General features: G+C 60.7%; 14 protein-coding genes. 6 read left to right on the top strand and 8 right to left on the bottom strand.

What is annotated here, in order from left to right; genetic code table 11:
- Nucleotides 1–2 precede the first annotated feature (2 nt).
- Nucleotides 3–626, bottom strand: coding sequence for an isoprenylcysteine carboxylmethyltransferase family protein (locus HG264_RS12305; protein WP_256663668.1), 624 nt, complete (start codon nucleotides 624–626; stop codon nucleotides 3–5).
- Nucleotides 627–635: 9 nt separating this feature from the next.
- On the opposite strand from HG264_RS12305, the gene HG264_RS12300 reads away from it, so the two are divergent.
- The 6 genes from HG264_RS12300 to HG264_RS12275 all read left to right on the top strand — a co-directional run bounded on the left by HG264_RS12300 (nucleotide 636) and on the right by HG264_RS12275 (nucleotide 7349).
- Nucleotides 636–1154: an ATP-dependent zinc protease gene (locus HG264_RS12300; protein ID WP_169407958.1), complete on the top strand. Its 519-nt coding sequence runs from the start codon at nucleotides 636–638 to the stop codon at nucleotides 1152–1154.
- A gap of 241 nt (nucleotides 1155–1395) precedes the next feature.
- Entirely contained in the window at nucleotides 1396–2487 is a 1092-nt protein-coding gene (pdhA, locus tag HG264_RS12295) for a pyruvate dehydrogenase (acetyl-transferring) E1 component subunit alpha (protein WP_169407957.1), read from the top strand.
- Nucleotides 2480–3472, top strand: coding sequence for an alpha-ketoacid dehydrogenase subunit beta (locus HG264_RS12290; RefSeq protein WP_169407956.1), 993 nt, complete (start codon nucleotides 2480–2482; stop codon nucleotides 3470–3472). The genes pdhA and HG264_RS12290 overlap by 8 nt, the downstream gene beginning before the upstream one ends.
- Nucleotides 3469–4587 (top strand): dihydrolipoamide acetyltransferase family protein, encoded by a 1119-nt coding sequence (locus HG264_RS12285; protein WP_169407955.1) that lies wholly within the window; start codon nucleotides 3469–3471, stop codon nucleotides 4585–4587. Before HG264_RS12290 ends, HG264_RS12285 begins: the two co-directional genes overlap by 4 nt.
- A gap of 249 nt (nucleotides 4588–4836) precedes the next feature.
- Nucleotides 4837–5229 (top strand): DUF2946 family protein, encoded by a 393-nt coding sequence (locus tag HG264_RS12280; protein WP_372240168.1) that lies wholly within the window; start codon nucleotides 4837–4839, stop codon nucleotides 5227–5229.
- A gap of 62 nt (nucleotides 5230–5291) precedes the next feature.
- A complete protein-coding gene (locus HG264_RS12275; RefSeq protein ID WP_169407953.1) occupies nucleotides 5292–7349 on the top strand; it encodes a TonB-dependent copper receptor in 2058 nt (685 codons plus the stop codon).
- Here HG264_RS12275 and HG264_RS12270 read toward each other — a convergent pair.
- The 7 genes from HG264_RS12270 to HG264_RS12240 form a co-directional block, all read right to left on the bottom strand.
- The gene (locus HG264_RS12270; protein ID WP_169407952.1) at nucleotides 7346–8530 is read right to left on the bottom strand and encodes a diguanylate cyclase; all 1185 of its coding nucleotides are present in this window, start codon (nucleotides 8528–8530) and stop codon (nucleotides 7346–7348) included. The two genes, HG264_RS12275 and HG264_RS12270, sit on opposite strands and share 4 nt — an antisense overlap.
- A 177-nt stretch (nucleotides 8531–8707) precedes the next feature.
- Nucleotides 8708–9505, bottom strand: coding sequence for an undecaprenyl-diphosphate phosphatase (locus HG264_RS12265; protein WP_169407951.1), 798 nt, complete (start codon nucleotides 9503–9505; stop codon nucleotides 8708–8710).
- Nucleotides 9506–9656: 151 nt separating this feature from the next.
- A complete protein-coding gene (gene yegQ, locus HG264_RS12260) occupies nucleotides 9657–10955 on the bottom strand; it encodes a tRNA 5-hydroxyuridine modification protein YegQ (protein WP_169407950.1) in 1299 nt (432 codons plus the stop codon).
- 144 nt (nucleotides 10956–11099) lie between these two features.
- Nucleotides 11100–12176 (bottom strand): AbrB family transcriptional regulator, encoded by a 1077-nt coding sequence (locus HG264_RS12255; RefSeq protein WP_169407949.1) that lies wholly within the window; start codon nucleotides 12174–12176, stop codon nucleotides 11100–11102.
- A 122-nt stretch (nucleotides 12177–12298) separates the two neighbouring features.
- Nucleotides 12299–13228: an electron transfer flavoprotein subunit alpha/FixB family protein gene (locus HG264_RS12250; RefSeq protein WP_169406666.1), complete on the bottom strand. Its 930-nt coding sequence runs from the start codon at nucleotides 13226–13228 to the stop codon at nucleotides 12299–12301.
- A complete protein-coding gene (locus HG264_RS12245) occupies nucleotides 13229–13978 on the bottom strand; it encodes an electron transfer flavoprotein subunit beta/FixA family protein (protein ID WP_169407948.1) in 750 nt (249 codons plus the stop codon).
- Nucleotides 13979–14139: 161 nt separating this feature from the next.
- Nucleotides 14140–15270: an acyl-CoA dehydrogenase family protein gene (locus tag HG264_RS12240; protein WP_169407947.1), complete on the bottom strand. Its 1131-nt coding sequence runs from the start codon at nucleotides 15268–15270 to the stop codon at nucleotides 14140–14142.
- Nucleotides 15271–15275: the final 5 nt, after the last annotated feature.

The following is a 15275-nucleotide window of genomic DNA, read 5'->3' as shown; positions in this document are numbered from 1 at the left end:
GACTACAACCAGCGGCGCACTGACTGGCGATAACGGGTGTATTCGTCGCCGAATTTTTTGCTGAGCATGCGTTCCTCGGGACGGATCTGAAACAGATTCATGTACAGCACAAAGCCGGGCAGGACGAGGAACGCGGGCGGGTTTTCCAGCCACACCGCCCAGGCTGTCAGGCACAGCGCGAAGCCCAGGTACATCGGATTGCGGCTGGACTTGTAGATGCCAGAACTGACAATCGACGTCGTGCGTTCCGGAGCGGTGGGGTCGACGGTGGTCCTGGCCTGACGAAAATTGATCACCCCTGCCACAGCGATAAACACGCCGCCCGCAGCCAGCAAGCCGGCCAGGACGAGCGCTCCGGGAATGCTCGCGTCAAGCTCAGCATACAGGCGCGAGATGCCCCACATCAGCAGCATGCACAGCATCACTAGGATCAACGGGGGCACTTTCAGTTCGAGTTTGTTCAATGCAGTTTTCTCATACGTCCGTGTGGGGTTTTGTATACCTCTCTCGTAGCCGTGGGTGCAAGCATCGCTCGCCATTCGCCGGTCTGAACTGTCCGACGTGCGGTAGACGCGGCGCCGAACAGTCTTGGCGCGGTGTGGTCGTACAGGCTCCACAATACTCATGAGGTTTCCATGTATTTGAAGACGGTAGCTTTCTTTTCCAGTCTGATGTTGCTCTCTACGGCAGGATTGGCTAACGAACGGACCGTGTACGGTGTCAGCGAGAAGGCCCGGCTGGCCGATCTGGCGGTGGACGTGCCTGCCAAGCTGGATACAGGGGCAGTGACTGCATCGCTTAGCGCGCTGAATATCGAAATGTTCGAACGCGAGGATGGTGACTGGGTGCGTTTCGATCTGGCTGTCGATGGCCCGCAGGAAGGCAAGACGCTGGAGCGTCCGGTTGTGCGGATCAGCCAGATCAAACGCCGCTCAGATGACATTCCCGACGGGGAAACCAAGGAATACACCACCCGTCCGGTGATCAAGATGGACGTCTGTCTGGGCGGCGAGCGGGAAAATATCGAAGTCAATCTGACCGATCGCACGTCGTTCTCTTACCCCCTGCTTATCGGTTCCACCGCTTTGCAGCAGTTCGATGCAGTGGTTGACCCCAGCCTGAAATACTCCGCCGGCACGCCTGGCTGCGCCTGAACGGGCACCCCACCTGATCTGGCCGGTTCTGGCGAACCGGCCAGCAAGCCTGAGTCTCTGATCTATACTTCGAGCTAACCGGTACCAGGCGTTGCAATGACGCCAACCGGATGCCCGCGATCCGGGTACGTGCAAGAAGATGCTGGTCACAAGCCAGTCCAGAACAACAGGCCGACCCACAGGCTCGGTCAGCAACCGCCACCGGTGGCAGTCGCTTCGCGCCGGTTGAGGAGGTCAGTCCATGCCGTTGACTGTTCAGATTCCCTATACCCGTTTGATTGATGATCACGGACAGCCGCAGTGCGACCTGCCCGCCTCGATCGATGATCCTCAGTTGTTGCGCGCCTTCTATCAGGACATGGTGCTGGTGCGCGCCTTTGACCAGAAATGCGTTGCGCTGCAGCGCACCGGCCAGATCGGCACCTACGCCTCGACGCTGGGACAGGAAGCCATGGGCTCGGCGGTGGGTCATGCCATGACCGCCGAGGATGTACTGATTCCCTACTATCGTGATACCTCCACTCAGCTGCAGCGTGGCGTGGCCATGCACGAGATCCTGTTGTACTGGGGCGGTGATGAGCGCGGCAGCGCGTGGGAAAACCCGGCGGTGGCGGAGGACTTTCCAATCTGTGTGCCGATTGCGACCCAGGCCTGCCATGCCTGCGGTGTTGCCTCGGCGTTCCGAATCCGCCAGCAGCCCCGCGTTGCCGTGACCACCTGCGGTGATGGTGCGACCAGCAAGGGCGACTTCCTTGAAAGCCTCAATCTGGCCGGCGTCTGGCAGCTGCCTGTGGTGTTTGTGGTGAACAACAACCAATGGGCCATATCGGTTCCGCGCAGTCTTCAGACAGCCGCGCCTACGTTGGCGCACAAGGCCCTTGCGGCCGGCATTCCGGGTGAACAGGTCGATGGGAACGATGTGCTGGCGGTATACGACCGGGTTAGCCAGGCGGTCCAGCGTGCCCGCGCCGGCAAAGGCGCAACGCTGATCGAATGCGTGACCTATCGCCTGGGTGATCACACCACCGCTGATGATGCCAGCCGTTACCGCTCAGCAGATGAACTCAACGCCGCCTGGAAGCACGAACCCATCGGGCGCCTTCAGCGGTTCCTGCATGAACGCGGGCTCTGGGATGAACAGCAGGAACAACAGCTGCAGCGCGACATCGGCGAGCGCATCAATGACGCGGTTGAGCGCTTCCGCAGCATGCCCCCGGCAGATACCGCTGCCGCCTTCGACTATTTGTATGCCGAGCTGCCGGCGCAGTATCAGGCGCAGCGCGAACAGTTGCAGGCTCGACTGGACGCGCGGGGAGGGGCTGATAATGAATGAGCAAGCCAGCATCTCCATGGTGGAGGCAATCAATCTGGCCCTGCATCGCGCCATGCAGGATGACCCGGACGTGGTGGTATTGGGCGAGGATATCGGCACCAATGGCGGCGTGTTTCGCGCCACGGTGGGATTGCATGAGCGTTTCGGCTTCCGCCGGGTGATGGACACGCCGCTGGCGGAAACGCTGATCACCGGCATCAGCGTCGGCATGGCGGCGCAGGGACTCAAGCCGGTGGCCGAGATCCAGTTCATGGGCTTCATCTACGCCGGCATGGAGCATCTGGTGTCCCATGCCAGCCGCCTGCGCAGCCGCACCCGCGGCCGGCTCAGCTGCCCCATGGTGCTGCGCACGCCGCATGGCGCGGGTATTCATGCACCGGAACATCATGGGGAGAGCACCGAAGCATTGTTTGCCCACGTTCCTGGCCTGCGCGTGGTCATTCCTTCCTCGCCGCGTCGCGCCTACGGTCTGCTGCTGGCAGCGATCGCCAATCCGGACCCGGTGATCTTTCTCGAGCCGTCGCGGCTGTATCGCTCGGTTCAGCAAGTGGTGCCGGACGACGGCCAGCCATTGCCGCTGGATACCTGTTTTACGCTGCGCGAAGGACAGGATCTTACGCTGGTGAGCTGGGGTGCGGCTCTCAAGGAAACGCTGGAAGCCGCTGCGCTGCTGGCTGAAGAGGGCATCGACTGCGAGGTCATCGACGTGGCAACCCTCAAGCCGCTGGATACCGACACCCTGGTTGCCTCGGTGAGCAAGACCGGACGCTGCGTCGTGGTCCACGAAGCTGCGCAGAGCTACGGCCCCGGCGCCGAGATTGCTGCCGTGTTACAGGAACAGGCGATGTATGCGCTGCGAGCCCCGGTGCTGCGCGTGACCGGTTTCGACTGCGTGATTCCCTATGCGCGGCAGGAAATGGCCTATCTGCCGGATGTCGACTCGATCTGCCAGGCCGCACGCAACGTGATGCAGGGGGATGTATGAAACAGTTCAAACTGCCGGACCTGGGCGAAGGCTTGCAAGAGGCCGAGATTGTCGAATGGCATGTTCAGGCAGGCGATGCAGTCGACGTAGACCAGTTGCTGGTCTCGGTTGAAACCGCCAAGGCGATTGTCGACGTGCCGTCACCCTATGCGGGCACCATCGCGCGCTGCTTCGGCAAGCCCGGTGACTTGTTGCATGTGGGTGAACCGCTGGTGGGCTTCGAAGGGGAGGCGGAGGATAGCGGCACTGTGGTGGGCAATCTCGGCGGCGCCAGTGGTTCGAGTGATCTGGCGGCGGATGATTTTCATATCGGCGCTGCGCCCTCCACTCGTGATTTTCAGCCGGCTCGCGCTGCGCCGGCGGTGCGTGCGTTGGCGCGCAAGCTGGATGTGGATCTGGGACGGTTAAGCGGATCAGGCCCGAATGGCCTGATCACCGAGCAGGATGTACGATCGGCAGGTGAAGGCCCAGCCGGGTTCGAGGGGACTGCCTTGCGCAGCGTGCGGCGGACCATGGCCAAGAACATGGCCCGGGCCCATGCCGAAGTGGTGCCGGTGATGATCGTCGAGGATGCTGATCTGCATGCCTGGCCGGCTGATTCGCGGGACCCGATCATCCGGCTGGCGCGCGCTATTGCCAGAGCCTGCCTGGCCGAGCCTGCATTGAATGTCGCATTTGATGGCCGGCGTTTGAGTATCCAGACCCATGACAAGGTGGATCTGGGCGTTGCCGTGGATACACCGGATGGACTGTTTGTGCCGGTTCTGCGCGATGTTGCCAATCGTGAAGCCGAAGACCTGCGCGAAGGTCTCGCACGGCTGCGCAGGGACGTGGCGAACCGCTCAATCCCCCCGTCGGAGCTGATGGGCGCAACGATCACGCTGTCCAACTTCGGAACCCTGTTTGGCCGGTATGCCAGTCCAGTGGTCGTCCCGCCCCAGGTAGCAATCGTGGGTGCCGGGGTCATACGTGACGCTGTGGTGGCGTGGCAGGGCGAGCCGGCGGTGCATCCGATCCTGCCGATATCGCTGACCTTCGACCATCGCGCTGCTACGGGTGGCGAGGCAGCGCGCTTCTTGAAGGCCTTGGTAGAGGATCTGGAGCGTCCTTCCTGAGGGCTTTGACTGACTCGTTTCACTTCTGCGCCACGGATGGTGCAGAGAGCCCATTGCGCCCAGCTGCGCGCTATCTTTTCTCCGGCCTGTATTCCATCACAGCTGACCGCGCTTGATGAGGATCAAGCCCAACGGCGAATAAAACCCTGATACTGTCCCTGCAGTCGTACCGGACTCACTACTCGGCACGATATCAGATCCCAACAGCAGCGGGGCTATCGGGTGCTTTTTTCATCACTCTCCAGGCCGATGAGTAACCGGACCGCAAGCCGAGGCAAACGCGCCTGGCTGGCTGTGCTGTTCGGCTGGTGCGTGCTGTTTAACGCAGTGATCTGCTGCATGCACAGCAGTCATGCCATCGCTGCCAGCCTCGCCCATGCTTCGCTTGAAAGCTGCGTTGGACACGGCGAACGCATGCCTGGCACGGCCTCCAGCATGCCAGACCACAGCGGCGCCAATCTGGCGGCCTCGCTGGGCTGCCCGCTGTGTTCCTCGGCAGGCAGCGTAGCGCTGAGCTCGTACTGGGCGCCCGAGTGGATTCCCCTTGAACAGCCTTTCGCGTTCAGCGTACCGCTGGCGGCTCCCCTCACCAGCACCGAACGCACGCCCAGCCAGCCACGCGCACCTCCAACCGTCTCCTGATCTTTCAACACTTTCGCTCCGGATATCCGGAACCGGTTACTGATCGATATGAGACAACTACCATGTCGCACTCTTGCTTTGTGCCCGCGTTACTGTGCCTGGCGGTCGCCGCTGCCAGCAATCCCGCCTGGTCCGCTGAAGACCATTCCCAGCATGCCGCGCATCAGCCCTTGAAGCTGGCGCCGCGGGTGATTACTGCCGTGCAGCAGGATTCACCGCTGACCATCATCACTGACCCCAAGCAGGCTCGCCAGCCGATGCCCGCCAGCGATGCCGCCGATTATCTGAAAACCATTGCCGGGTTCTCCGCCATTCGAGGGGGAGGGAGCAATAGCGATCCGGTACTGCGCGGCATGTTCGGCTCGCGTCTGAAACTGCTGACCAATGGCGGCGAAATGCTGGGCGCCTGTCCGTCGCGGATGGATGCGCCGTCGTCCTACATCGCCCCGCAGAATTTTGATCAGCTGACGGTGATCAAGGGTCCACAAAGCGTGGCCTGGGGGCCTGGCGCCTCGGCCGGCACCATTCTGTTTGATCGGCTGCCGGAGGAATTTGACGAGCCTGGCGCGCGCCTCGATGCGACCGCTGTCGCGGCATCCAACACCCGCAGGGATGTACAGGTTGATGGTGCTTTAGGCAGTCGCACCGGGTATGTGCGCCTTAGCGGCAACCGTTCACGGGCGGGCGATTATGAGGATGGCGACGGCAACACCGTCCCGTCACGGTGGAACAAATGGAATACCGATATGGCCCTCGGCTGGCGGCCGGATGACGACACCTTGCTCGAACTGAGTGTCGGGGCTGGCGATGCCGAGGCGCGTTACGCCGGGCGGGGCATGGATGGCTCGCAGTTCGAGCGCGAAAGCCTGGGCCTGCGTTTTGAGAAAACCCTGCATGAGGGGGCGTTACGGGAGCTGGAGGCCCGCTTTTATTACAACTACGCCGACCACGTGATGGATAACTACAGTCTGCGTACGCCGCCGGCTACCGGCATGATGGCCGGGCCGCGGGCGACCAACGTGGACCGGCGCACGCTGGGTGCCCGGCTGAGCGCAACCTGGGAATGGGATGACCTTGAAGTGCTTGCCGGTGTAGATGCGCAGCGCAACATCCATCGCACCCGAAGCGGTATGGGTGTGGATAGCTATAGGAATCAGTCCTGGATCAAGGACGCCGAATTCAGCCAGGTCGGGATGTTTTCCGAATTGACCTGGTCGGTTAGGGATAGACAGCGCTTGATTGGCGGTCTGCGGTTGGACCAGCACCACGTGATGGATGAACGTGCACGACTCAGCGGCGCGATGATGGGCATGACCATGCCCAATCCCACCGCCAACGAAAGCCGCCGCGAAACCCTGCCCAGTGGCTTCGTGCGGTTGGAACAGGATCTGGCTGATGTGGCTGCCACGGCGTATATCGGTGTAGGGCACGTACAACGGTTCCCCGATTACTGGGAGCTGTTCTCGCCCAAAGGCTCACCCGGAGCCGTCAACGCCTTCGATGGCGTCAAGCCTGAACAGACTACCCAATTGGATATGGGTATTCAGTATCAGAACGAAGGGCTTGAAGCCTGGGTGTCGGCTTATGCCGGCGTGGTCAAGGACTTCATTCTGTTTGATTATGCGAGCGGTGCGAGCACAGCGGACAACATTGACGCGCACATTATGGGCGCTGAAACCGGTGTGGCTTATGCGCTGACGGACAACTGGAAGACCGATGCCAGCGTGGCCTGGGCCTGGGGCAGGAATCGCAGTGATGGCGAAGCCCTGCCGCAGATGCCGCCGATCGATGCGCGCTTCAATCTGAGTTATGAAAACAACAACTGGAGCGCTGGTGCGCTCTGGCGAGTGGTTGCCGAACAGAACCGCACGGCACTCAACCAGGGCAGTGTGGTGGGCCAGGATCTCGGTGATTCGTCAGGTTTTGGTGTGCTATCGCTCAACGGCGCATATCGCTTTAACGAGGCGGTTACGCTGAGTACCGGAGTGGATAATCTGCTTAACAAAACCTATGCCGAACACCTGAATCTGGCGGGTAACGCTGGGTTTGGTTTCCCGGCTGAGACCCGGATCAACGAGCCCGGCCGTACGCTGTGGGCCAAGCTTGATTTGAGCTTCTAGCACGCTTCAGCCGCGGTTTCAGCTGTGCGCCATTCGCTGGCGCATAGCTGATCGCGGCCATTGTTCTTGGCCACGTACATCCGCGCATCAGCGATTTTCAGCAACCTGCGGTAAGTATCGGCGCGGTCAAAGCAGCGTTCGGCAAGTCCGATGCTCGCGGTGAGCGGCGTGCCATCCGGCCGTTCACCCAATCCTGCAGCACGCAGACGTGCAATCGCTCTGCGCGCCTGGGTCATGTCGGTGTCGGGCATGATCAACAGAAATTCCTCCCCGCCCCAGCGCACCAGGCTGTCCGAACTGCGCAGGCACTCCAGAACGCAGTTGGCCGAATCGCGCAGCACCTTGTCTCCGGCGTGATGACCAAAGGTGTCGTTGATGCTCTTGAAGAAATCCAGATCAATGAACGCAACGGCGAGCCCGCTGTTGTTGCGCTGCGCCGCCGCCCATTGCAGGTTGAGAATCTCTTCGCCGCTGCCCCGCGAATACACCCCGGTCAAAGGGTCACGGATGGCCTGACGAATCAGTGCGATCATGAAGGCCAGCTGGCTCATGCAGGCCAGACTGGTCACGCCTGCGATCAGTACCAGCAGCCAGAATGCGCCGAGAAATGAGGGCCAGTTCAGGGTGCTCCAGCTCAGATAGCCGGCGAACGCCTGGGCCAATAACAGCACCAGCCCGAGCGCCAGGTTTTCCACTAGCGTGAGCGGAAAAATGGCCAGCCCCGCCACCAGTACGAACGGCAGAAAGGCGTAGCCGGCACCCACGGCACCGGAGAAATCGGTCAGGTTGTAGCTGCCCAGCAGCGTATGGGAAACCACATAGAACACAGTCGGAATGGCGAACAGAATGGCGATCGCCCGATAGGCATCGAAGAGGTTCCCGCTGGGCCGATACATCAGCAGCAGGCATACGAAAGCCGCGCACACGCTCAGGCGCAGTGCGCCCAGCATCAACCAGAGGTGCAGCGGGAAGACCAGCGCATCGACGATACTCCAGAGCGGCGTCAGCACGGCAAACAGGAAGGCAAACAGGCGTACCCGATTAACGATCAGGGTGGCGCGGCGCTGGCTGAGCAGAAAATTATGCCGGTGCGGCGATAGCAGCCGCGGTATCTCGCTCGCGGCGAGTTCATTGGGGAGCAGAGAGCTCAATCGGTCCCTGAGAGCATCGAGTAGCAGCATTGGTTTTTTATCGGGTCGCTGGTTAGTGCCCTGGACGTTCCAGTGGCATCATGGCTTTTCGATATTATTGAAGCATGGCAATCTGGACCGCTTATTGATCCGGGTCATGGACGCCGCTGATTTCCGGTCGGTGTAATCGAAAATCCGGCGCAGCGGGTGCTGCGCCGAGTTGCCCGATCAGTAGAAGATCCACAGCAGGGCTATACCCAGAACGATCCGGTAGATCACGAAGGGCTGCATGCCGATGCGGTTGATGAATTCCAGGAAGAAATGAATGCACAGGTAGGCGCTGATGCCGGACGCGACAATGCCACCGGCCATGGCTAGCCAGTCGACCGCTACGTTGGCCTGAATCAGGTCCAGCGTTTCCAACCCGCAAGCGAGCACAATGACGGGGATCGACAGCAGGAACGAGAAGCGCGCCGACGCCTCCCGGCTCAGGCCCATGAGCAGGCCGGCGGTCATGGTGATGCCTGAACGCGAGGTGCCGGGAAACAGTGCTACGGCCTGGAACAGACCGATGACTGCGACATCCTTCCAGTTCATCTGGTGCTCGGTGCGTTGACCCTTGTGCCGCCAGTCCACCCAGCTAAGCAACAGGCCGAACACGATCAAGCCTGCAGCGATATACAGCGGTGAGCGTAATACGGTTTCGATCGTGTCCTTGAACGCCAGCCCCGCCAGCCCCACAGGTATGGTGCCGAGAATGACGGCCCAGGCCAGTCGGGCATCCGCATCCAGTTGCCGCGTGGCAAGCGAACGGGTCCAGCTGGTGGTCATGCCCATGATGTCGCGACGGAAATAAATCAATACCGCGGACAGGCTGCCCAGATGCAGCGCGACGTCGAAGGCGAGACCTTGGTCTTCCCAGTCGGTCAATACGGGCACCAGAATCAGGTGTGCCGAGCTGGAAACGGGAAGAAATTCAGTGACGCCCTGAACGATCGCCAGAACGATAACCTGCAGCCAATCCATAGAAATCTACTCTCCGAGAAATGCCGGCCGCGAGCGACCTGTTCAGACAGCGCAGGCGGGCGGCGCTGGATGTCCGCCCACGGCTGCGTTGTAAGGCAGCATTATGCCGAAAAAATTCCCTCTCTCTATGAAAAAGCCGCAGGTGATGCAATCAGTCTCTCAAATAGCGCAGCAGCAGGCCCATTTCGGTACTGACGGCATCAGGCCGGGGGATGCGCACTACGTGACCGTCCCCCGGTGCGACATCAATCGGTCGACCCTGGCGATCCTGCAATACCGCCAGCGTAAGAGGGCAGTTCCCCTGCGGTGTCATCAGTTCCAGCTGATCGCCGACCCTGAAGCGGTTCTTGACGGCGATAGTTAACCAGTCGCCGTCATCTCCAAGCACCTCGCCAACAAACTGGTGACGCTCCATCCGCGATGCGCCCTGTTCGTAGTTCTGATAAACGCCCGGCGGGTGGCGGCGATAGAAGCCTTCGGTGTAACCGCGGTTCGACAGGCTTTCCAGGTCGTTCATCAGCCCCAGATCGAAGGGTCGGCCCGCAACGGCATCGTCTATTGCCTTGCGGTAGGTCTGTACCGTCCGCGCGACATAAAAATGCGACTTGGTGCGGCCTTCGATCTTGAGCGAATGCATGCCCATATCGACGAAACGCCGCACGTGCTGAACCGCGCGCAGGTCCTTGGAGTTCATGATGTAGGTGCCGTGCTCGTCTTCCTCGATGGCCATCTGCTCGTTCGGTTTGTCGCTTTGATTGAGCAGATATACTGGTTGGGCTTCGAACTCCTTCACCACAGGTTCGACATTGCCTTCGGCAGTTTCCTGAGCCGGCTGTAGGTCGTATTTCCAGCGGCAGGCGTTGGTGCAGGCGCCCTGGTTGGCATCCCGGTGATTGAAGTAGCCGGACAGCAGGCATCGACCGGAATAGGCGATGCACAGTGCGCCATGGACAAAGACTTCAAGCTCCATATCCGGACAGCGGCGGCGGATTTCCTCCAGCTCATCGAGCGATAATTCCCGCGACAGAATCACCCGTTCCAGTCCCTGCTGTTGCCAGAACTTTACGGTTGCCCAGCTGGTGGCGTTCGCCTGAACAGACAGGTGCACCGGCAGTTCGGGCCAGCGCTCCCGCACCAGCATGATCAGCCCCGGGTCGGACATGATCAGGGCATCCGGGCCCATCGCCACGACCTCCTCGAGATCCCGAATGTAGCTAGCCACTTTGCTGTTGTGCGCGGCGATATTACTGGCCAGATAGAACTTCTTGCCCTGTGCATGGGCTTCAGCGATCGCCTCGGCCATGACGGCGGGGTTGTGGAAGTCGTTTTCCCGCACGCGCAGGCTGTAGCGCGGCTGGCCGGCGTAAACGGCGTCAGCGCCGTAGGCAAAGGCATAACGCATGGCTTTCAGGGTGCCGGCGGGGGCCAGCAGTTCGGGAGCTTGGGGCATGGCGCGATCCTGTGTACAAGACAAGAAAGGCGCGGAGGATAGCGATGCACGCTGCGCCGGGCATTGATCAGGCTCAAGAAAAGCAGCGGCACCCACGCTGCTCCTGATCAGCGGGCGCCCGGGCGCCCGATGATAGGTTTCGACTCAGCGGTTCATGCGACGCGCGATCGCTATCAGCACCTGTGCACACAGCTTGCCGGTGAACACTACGCCTATCAGCCGCAATGTTTGTAGCGCAACCACAAAACTGGCATCCGAACCCGTCTCCACCGCGATGATCGCCATGGCATCCAGGCCGCCGGGGGAGATCGCGAGAAACACCGAGAGAAAGTCCCGGGAAAATACCCAGCTGATCGGCCAGGCGAGGGCAGTGGTCAGCAATATCAGGGCTACGTTGGCGGTGACGATGGTCGGCATCAATCTGGCGACACGTAGCACTGTGGCGCGATCGAAGCGCAGGCCGATGTAACTGCCGATAAGACCATAGGCCAGCGCAAGGATAGGCTCGGTCAGAGTGATGTCCAGCCAGCCCAGCAGCTGCAAGGCACTACCCACAATCACCGGCGTCAGCAATGCACCCGAGGGAACGAAACGTCCACTCAGGGCGCCGAGAAAGGCAACCAGCAGCGTGGCGCCCAGCCCGATCAGGTTAAGTGGAACCTCGGCTGCGTCCGGGGAGAGTTGCATGGATTCTGATGGGACAACCATATGGCTGATCCAGGCGCCGAGCATGACGACGCACACCACCCGTACATACTGCATGCAGGCGACCAGGCGGCTATCAGCGCCATCTTCTTCCGCCATCGCGATCATGGCTGAGGCAGCTCCCGGTGCGGTCCCCCAGGCTGCGGCACTCGCCGGAATGCCGCCGAAGCGGATCATACCCAGCCCCACCCCAGCGCTGAGCAGCAGCGTCACGATGGTCATGATCAACATCAGGTGCCATTCGGCGGCCATTGCCAGCAGCACGCCGAGTGTGACCGATTGAGCCACCATCAGGCCGACGATACCTTGCCCGGAGCGAAACAGCAGTCGCGGGACATGAATACTGCTGCCAGCGACACCCATGCACACCGCAACAATCATGGGGCCAAGGAATAACGCCGCGGGCAAGCCGATGTAATGCAACAGATAACCCGCCAGGCCGCCGCCGGCAACCAGAGTGATCCATTGGAGCGATTGCGGCAGTGCGCTGAGGAAGGTTGGAGATTGGTTTGTCATCGCCTGTATTCGTGCAAAGTATCGGGCGTACAGCGAAGCGCGAGAGAAGCGCGCGGTTGGTACTTACTTTCGGATAAAAAAACCCGGCCACAGGGCCGGGTTTCTGTTACCGCTCAGCTAGCTTACAGCTTGCCGTCCAGCTCGGGGATGATCTGGAACAGATCACCCACCAGACCGTAGTCGGCTACCTGGAAGATCGGCGCTTCTTCGTCCTTGTTGATCGCAACGATCACTTTGGATTCTTTCATGCCGGCCAGGTGCTGGATCGCGCCGGAGATACCGACGGCGATGTACAGCTGCGGGGCAACGATCTTGCCGGTCTGACCGACCTGCATGTCGTTGGGTACGAAACCAGCGTCGACTGCGGCGCGCGAAGCGCCTACAGCAGCACCGATCTTGTCGGCCAGCTTGTACAGCATTTCGAAGTTTTCACCGTTCTGCATGCCGCGGCCGCCGGAGATGACGATCTTGGCACCGGCCAGCTCGGGACGGTCAGACTTGGCCAGCTCTTCGTTGACGAAGCTGGATACGCCGGCGTCCTGGGCAACGTCGAGGTTCTCGACGCTGGCGCTGCCGCCTTCGGCTGCAACCGGATCGAAACCGGTGGAACGCACGGTGATGACCTTGACCGCTGCGTTGGACTGCACGGTAGCGATGGCGTTACCGGCATAGATCGGACGCTTGAAGGTGTCAGCGCTTTCCACGGCGATGATCTCGGAGATCTGATCAACGTCCAGCAGGGCCGCAACGCGTGGCAGGTAGTTCTTGCCGTTGGTGCTGGCGGTGGCCAGGATGTGGCTGTAGTTCTTACCGATTTCGGCAACCAGCAGGGAGATGTTCTCCGGCAGCTGGTTGGCATAGGCAGCGTTGTCAGCCAGCAGCACCTTGCTTACGCCTTCGATCTTGGCGGCAGCATCAGCGACAGCGGAGCAGCCCTGACCAGCGACCAGTACTTCGATGTCACCGCCAATGGCTTTGGCAGCAGCCACGGTGTTCAGGGTCGAGGCAGTCAGCTCGGCGTTGTTGTGTTCAGCAATAACCAAAATTGTCATTTAGATCACCTTGGCTTCGTTCTTGAGTTTGTCGACCAGCTCGTCTACCGACTTGACCATGATGCCGGCGCTGCGCGCGGCCGGTGCTTCAACCTTGAGGGTAGAGACGGTCGAAGTGGTGCTGACGCCCAGATCTTCCGGCTTGAGGGTCTCAAGCGGCTTCTTCTTGGCTTTCATGATGTTCGGCAGCGACGCATAGCGCGGCTCGTTCAGACGCAGGTCAGTGGTGACGATGGCCGGCAGTTTCAGATCAACGGTCTGGGCGCCGCCGTCGATTTCACGGGTTACCTTGACGCTGTCGCCTTCGACATTGACTGCCGAAGCGAAGGTGCCCTGGCCGTAGCCGGACAGCGCAGCCAGCATCTGGCCGGTCTGGTTGTTGTCGGAATCGATGGCCTGCTTGCCAAGGATGACCAGCTGGGGCTGTTCCTTGTCGACCACACCCTTGAGCAGCTTGGCGATGGACAGCGAGCTCAGCTCTTCGGTGGATTCAACCAGGATGGCGCGATCGGCACCCAGTGCCAGGGCGGTACGCAGCTGCTCCTGGGCAGCAGTCGGTCCGACCGACACAGCGACGATTTCAGTCGCCACGCCTTTCTCTTTCAGGCGCACGGCCTCTTCCACAGCGATTTCGCAGAAGGGGTTCATCGACATCTTGACGTTGGCGAGATCGACACCGGAATTGTCCGCTTTGACGCGAACCTTGACGTTGTAATCGACCACGCGCTTTACGGCGACGAGGATTTTCATGGACGTTAGTCCTCCACAAGTCTATGAGACGCCCGGCGGGCGCATGACATTAAAAGGGTGCATAGCATAACGGGCACTGTGCCTGGCTGATAGTGCAAATCGCCATCAACCGCGTCACAGATCGGCCGGAACAGCTACAGACGCTGTTCCGGCCGGCCGGCTCAGATGCTCAGTTGAGCAGCGTAGGCTTCCAGGTGATGATCTTCATCACCGAACTGATGGCCAATCATGACCAGACGCTTGGCGTAATGCGCGCCGGCGTATTCCCAGGTCATGGCGATACCGCCGTGCAGCTGGATGCTCTGCTCTGCCACATACTGCGCAGCGCGGTTGACCATGTACTTGGCCGCGGCCAGCTTGGCGCTACGCTCTTCGCTGTCTTCGTCGTCTGCCAGACAGGCCGCCAGAATCGCCATGGAGGTAGCGCGTTCCAGCTCGCTGATCATGTCGACCATGCGGTGCTGCAGTACCTGGAATTTGCCGATGACCACGCCGAACTGCTTGCGGGTCTTCAGGTAATCCAGCGTGATGTCGCACAGTACGCGCATGGAACCGACGGCTTCAGCGCAGAGTGCGGCAATGGCACGGCCAGACTGGTAACGGATAGCGTCATAGGCTTCGCCATCAGTACCCAGCAGTTCGCCCTTGGCGTTATCGAGGAAGAGTTCGCAACCCTTGCGGCCATCCACGGTGGAGTAGACACGGCGACGAACACCTTCGCTGTTCGGATCGACAATGAACAGGCTGATGCCGGACTGGTCGCGAACGTCGCCCGCGCTGCGGGCAGAGACCAGAATCTTGCCGGCGGTGTGGCCACCAATCACCACAGCCTTGCGACCGTTGAGCGTCCAGCTACCGTCCTGTTTGGTGGCAGTCGTGGTGACGTGGCTCAGGTCGTAATGGCTCTGCTGTTCTTCCAGCGCTACAGCCGCTTGCAGTTCGCCGGAGGCGATACCAGCCAGCAATTCCTCTTTCTGAGCGTCGGAACCCAACTGGGTGATCAAGCCGCCTGCGAGGATGACTGACTCCATGTAGGGCTCCAGGCAAAGACCCTTGCCCAGCTCCTGCATGATCAGCATGTTCTCGATGCCTGTGCCGCCAAATCCGCCGAGCTCTTCGGGGAAGGGGATTGCGGTCAGGCCCAGCTCGCCCATCTGCTGCCAGAATTCCGGGCTGAAACCGGTTTCGCTTTCGCTGAATTTTTCGCGATTGCTGAAAGTGTAAGCGTCGCGTACCAGACGCTCCGCAGTTTCCTGGAGCATTTGTTGCTCTTCAGTCAATTTGAAGTCCACGGCAG

The sequence above is a fragment of the Pseudomonas sp. gcc21 genome (assembly GCF_012844345.1).
In the GTDB taxonomy this organism is placed as follows: domain Bacteria; phylum Pseudomonadota; class Gammaproteobacteria; order Pseudomonadales; family Pseudomonadaceae; genus Halopseudomonas.
This window is presented reverse-complemented; position numbering and strand designations above follow the sequence as displayed.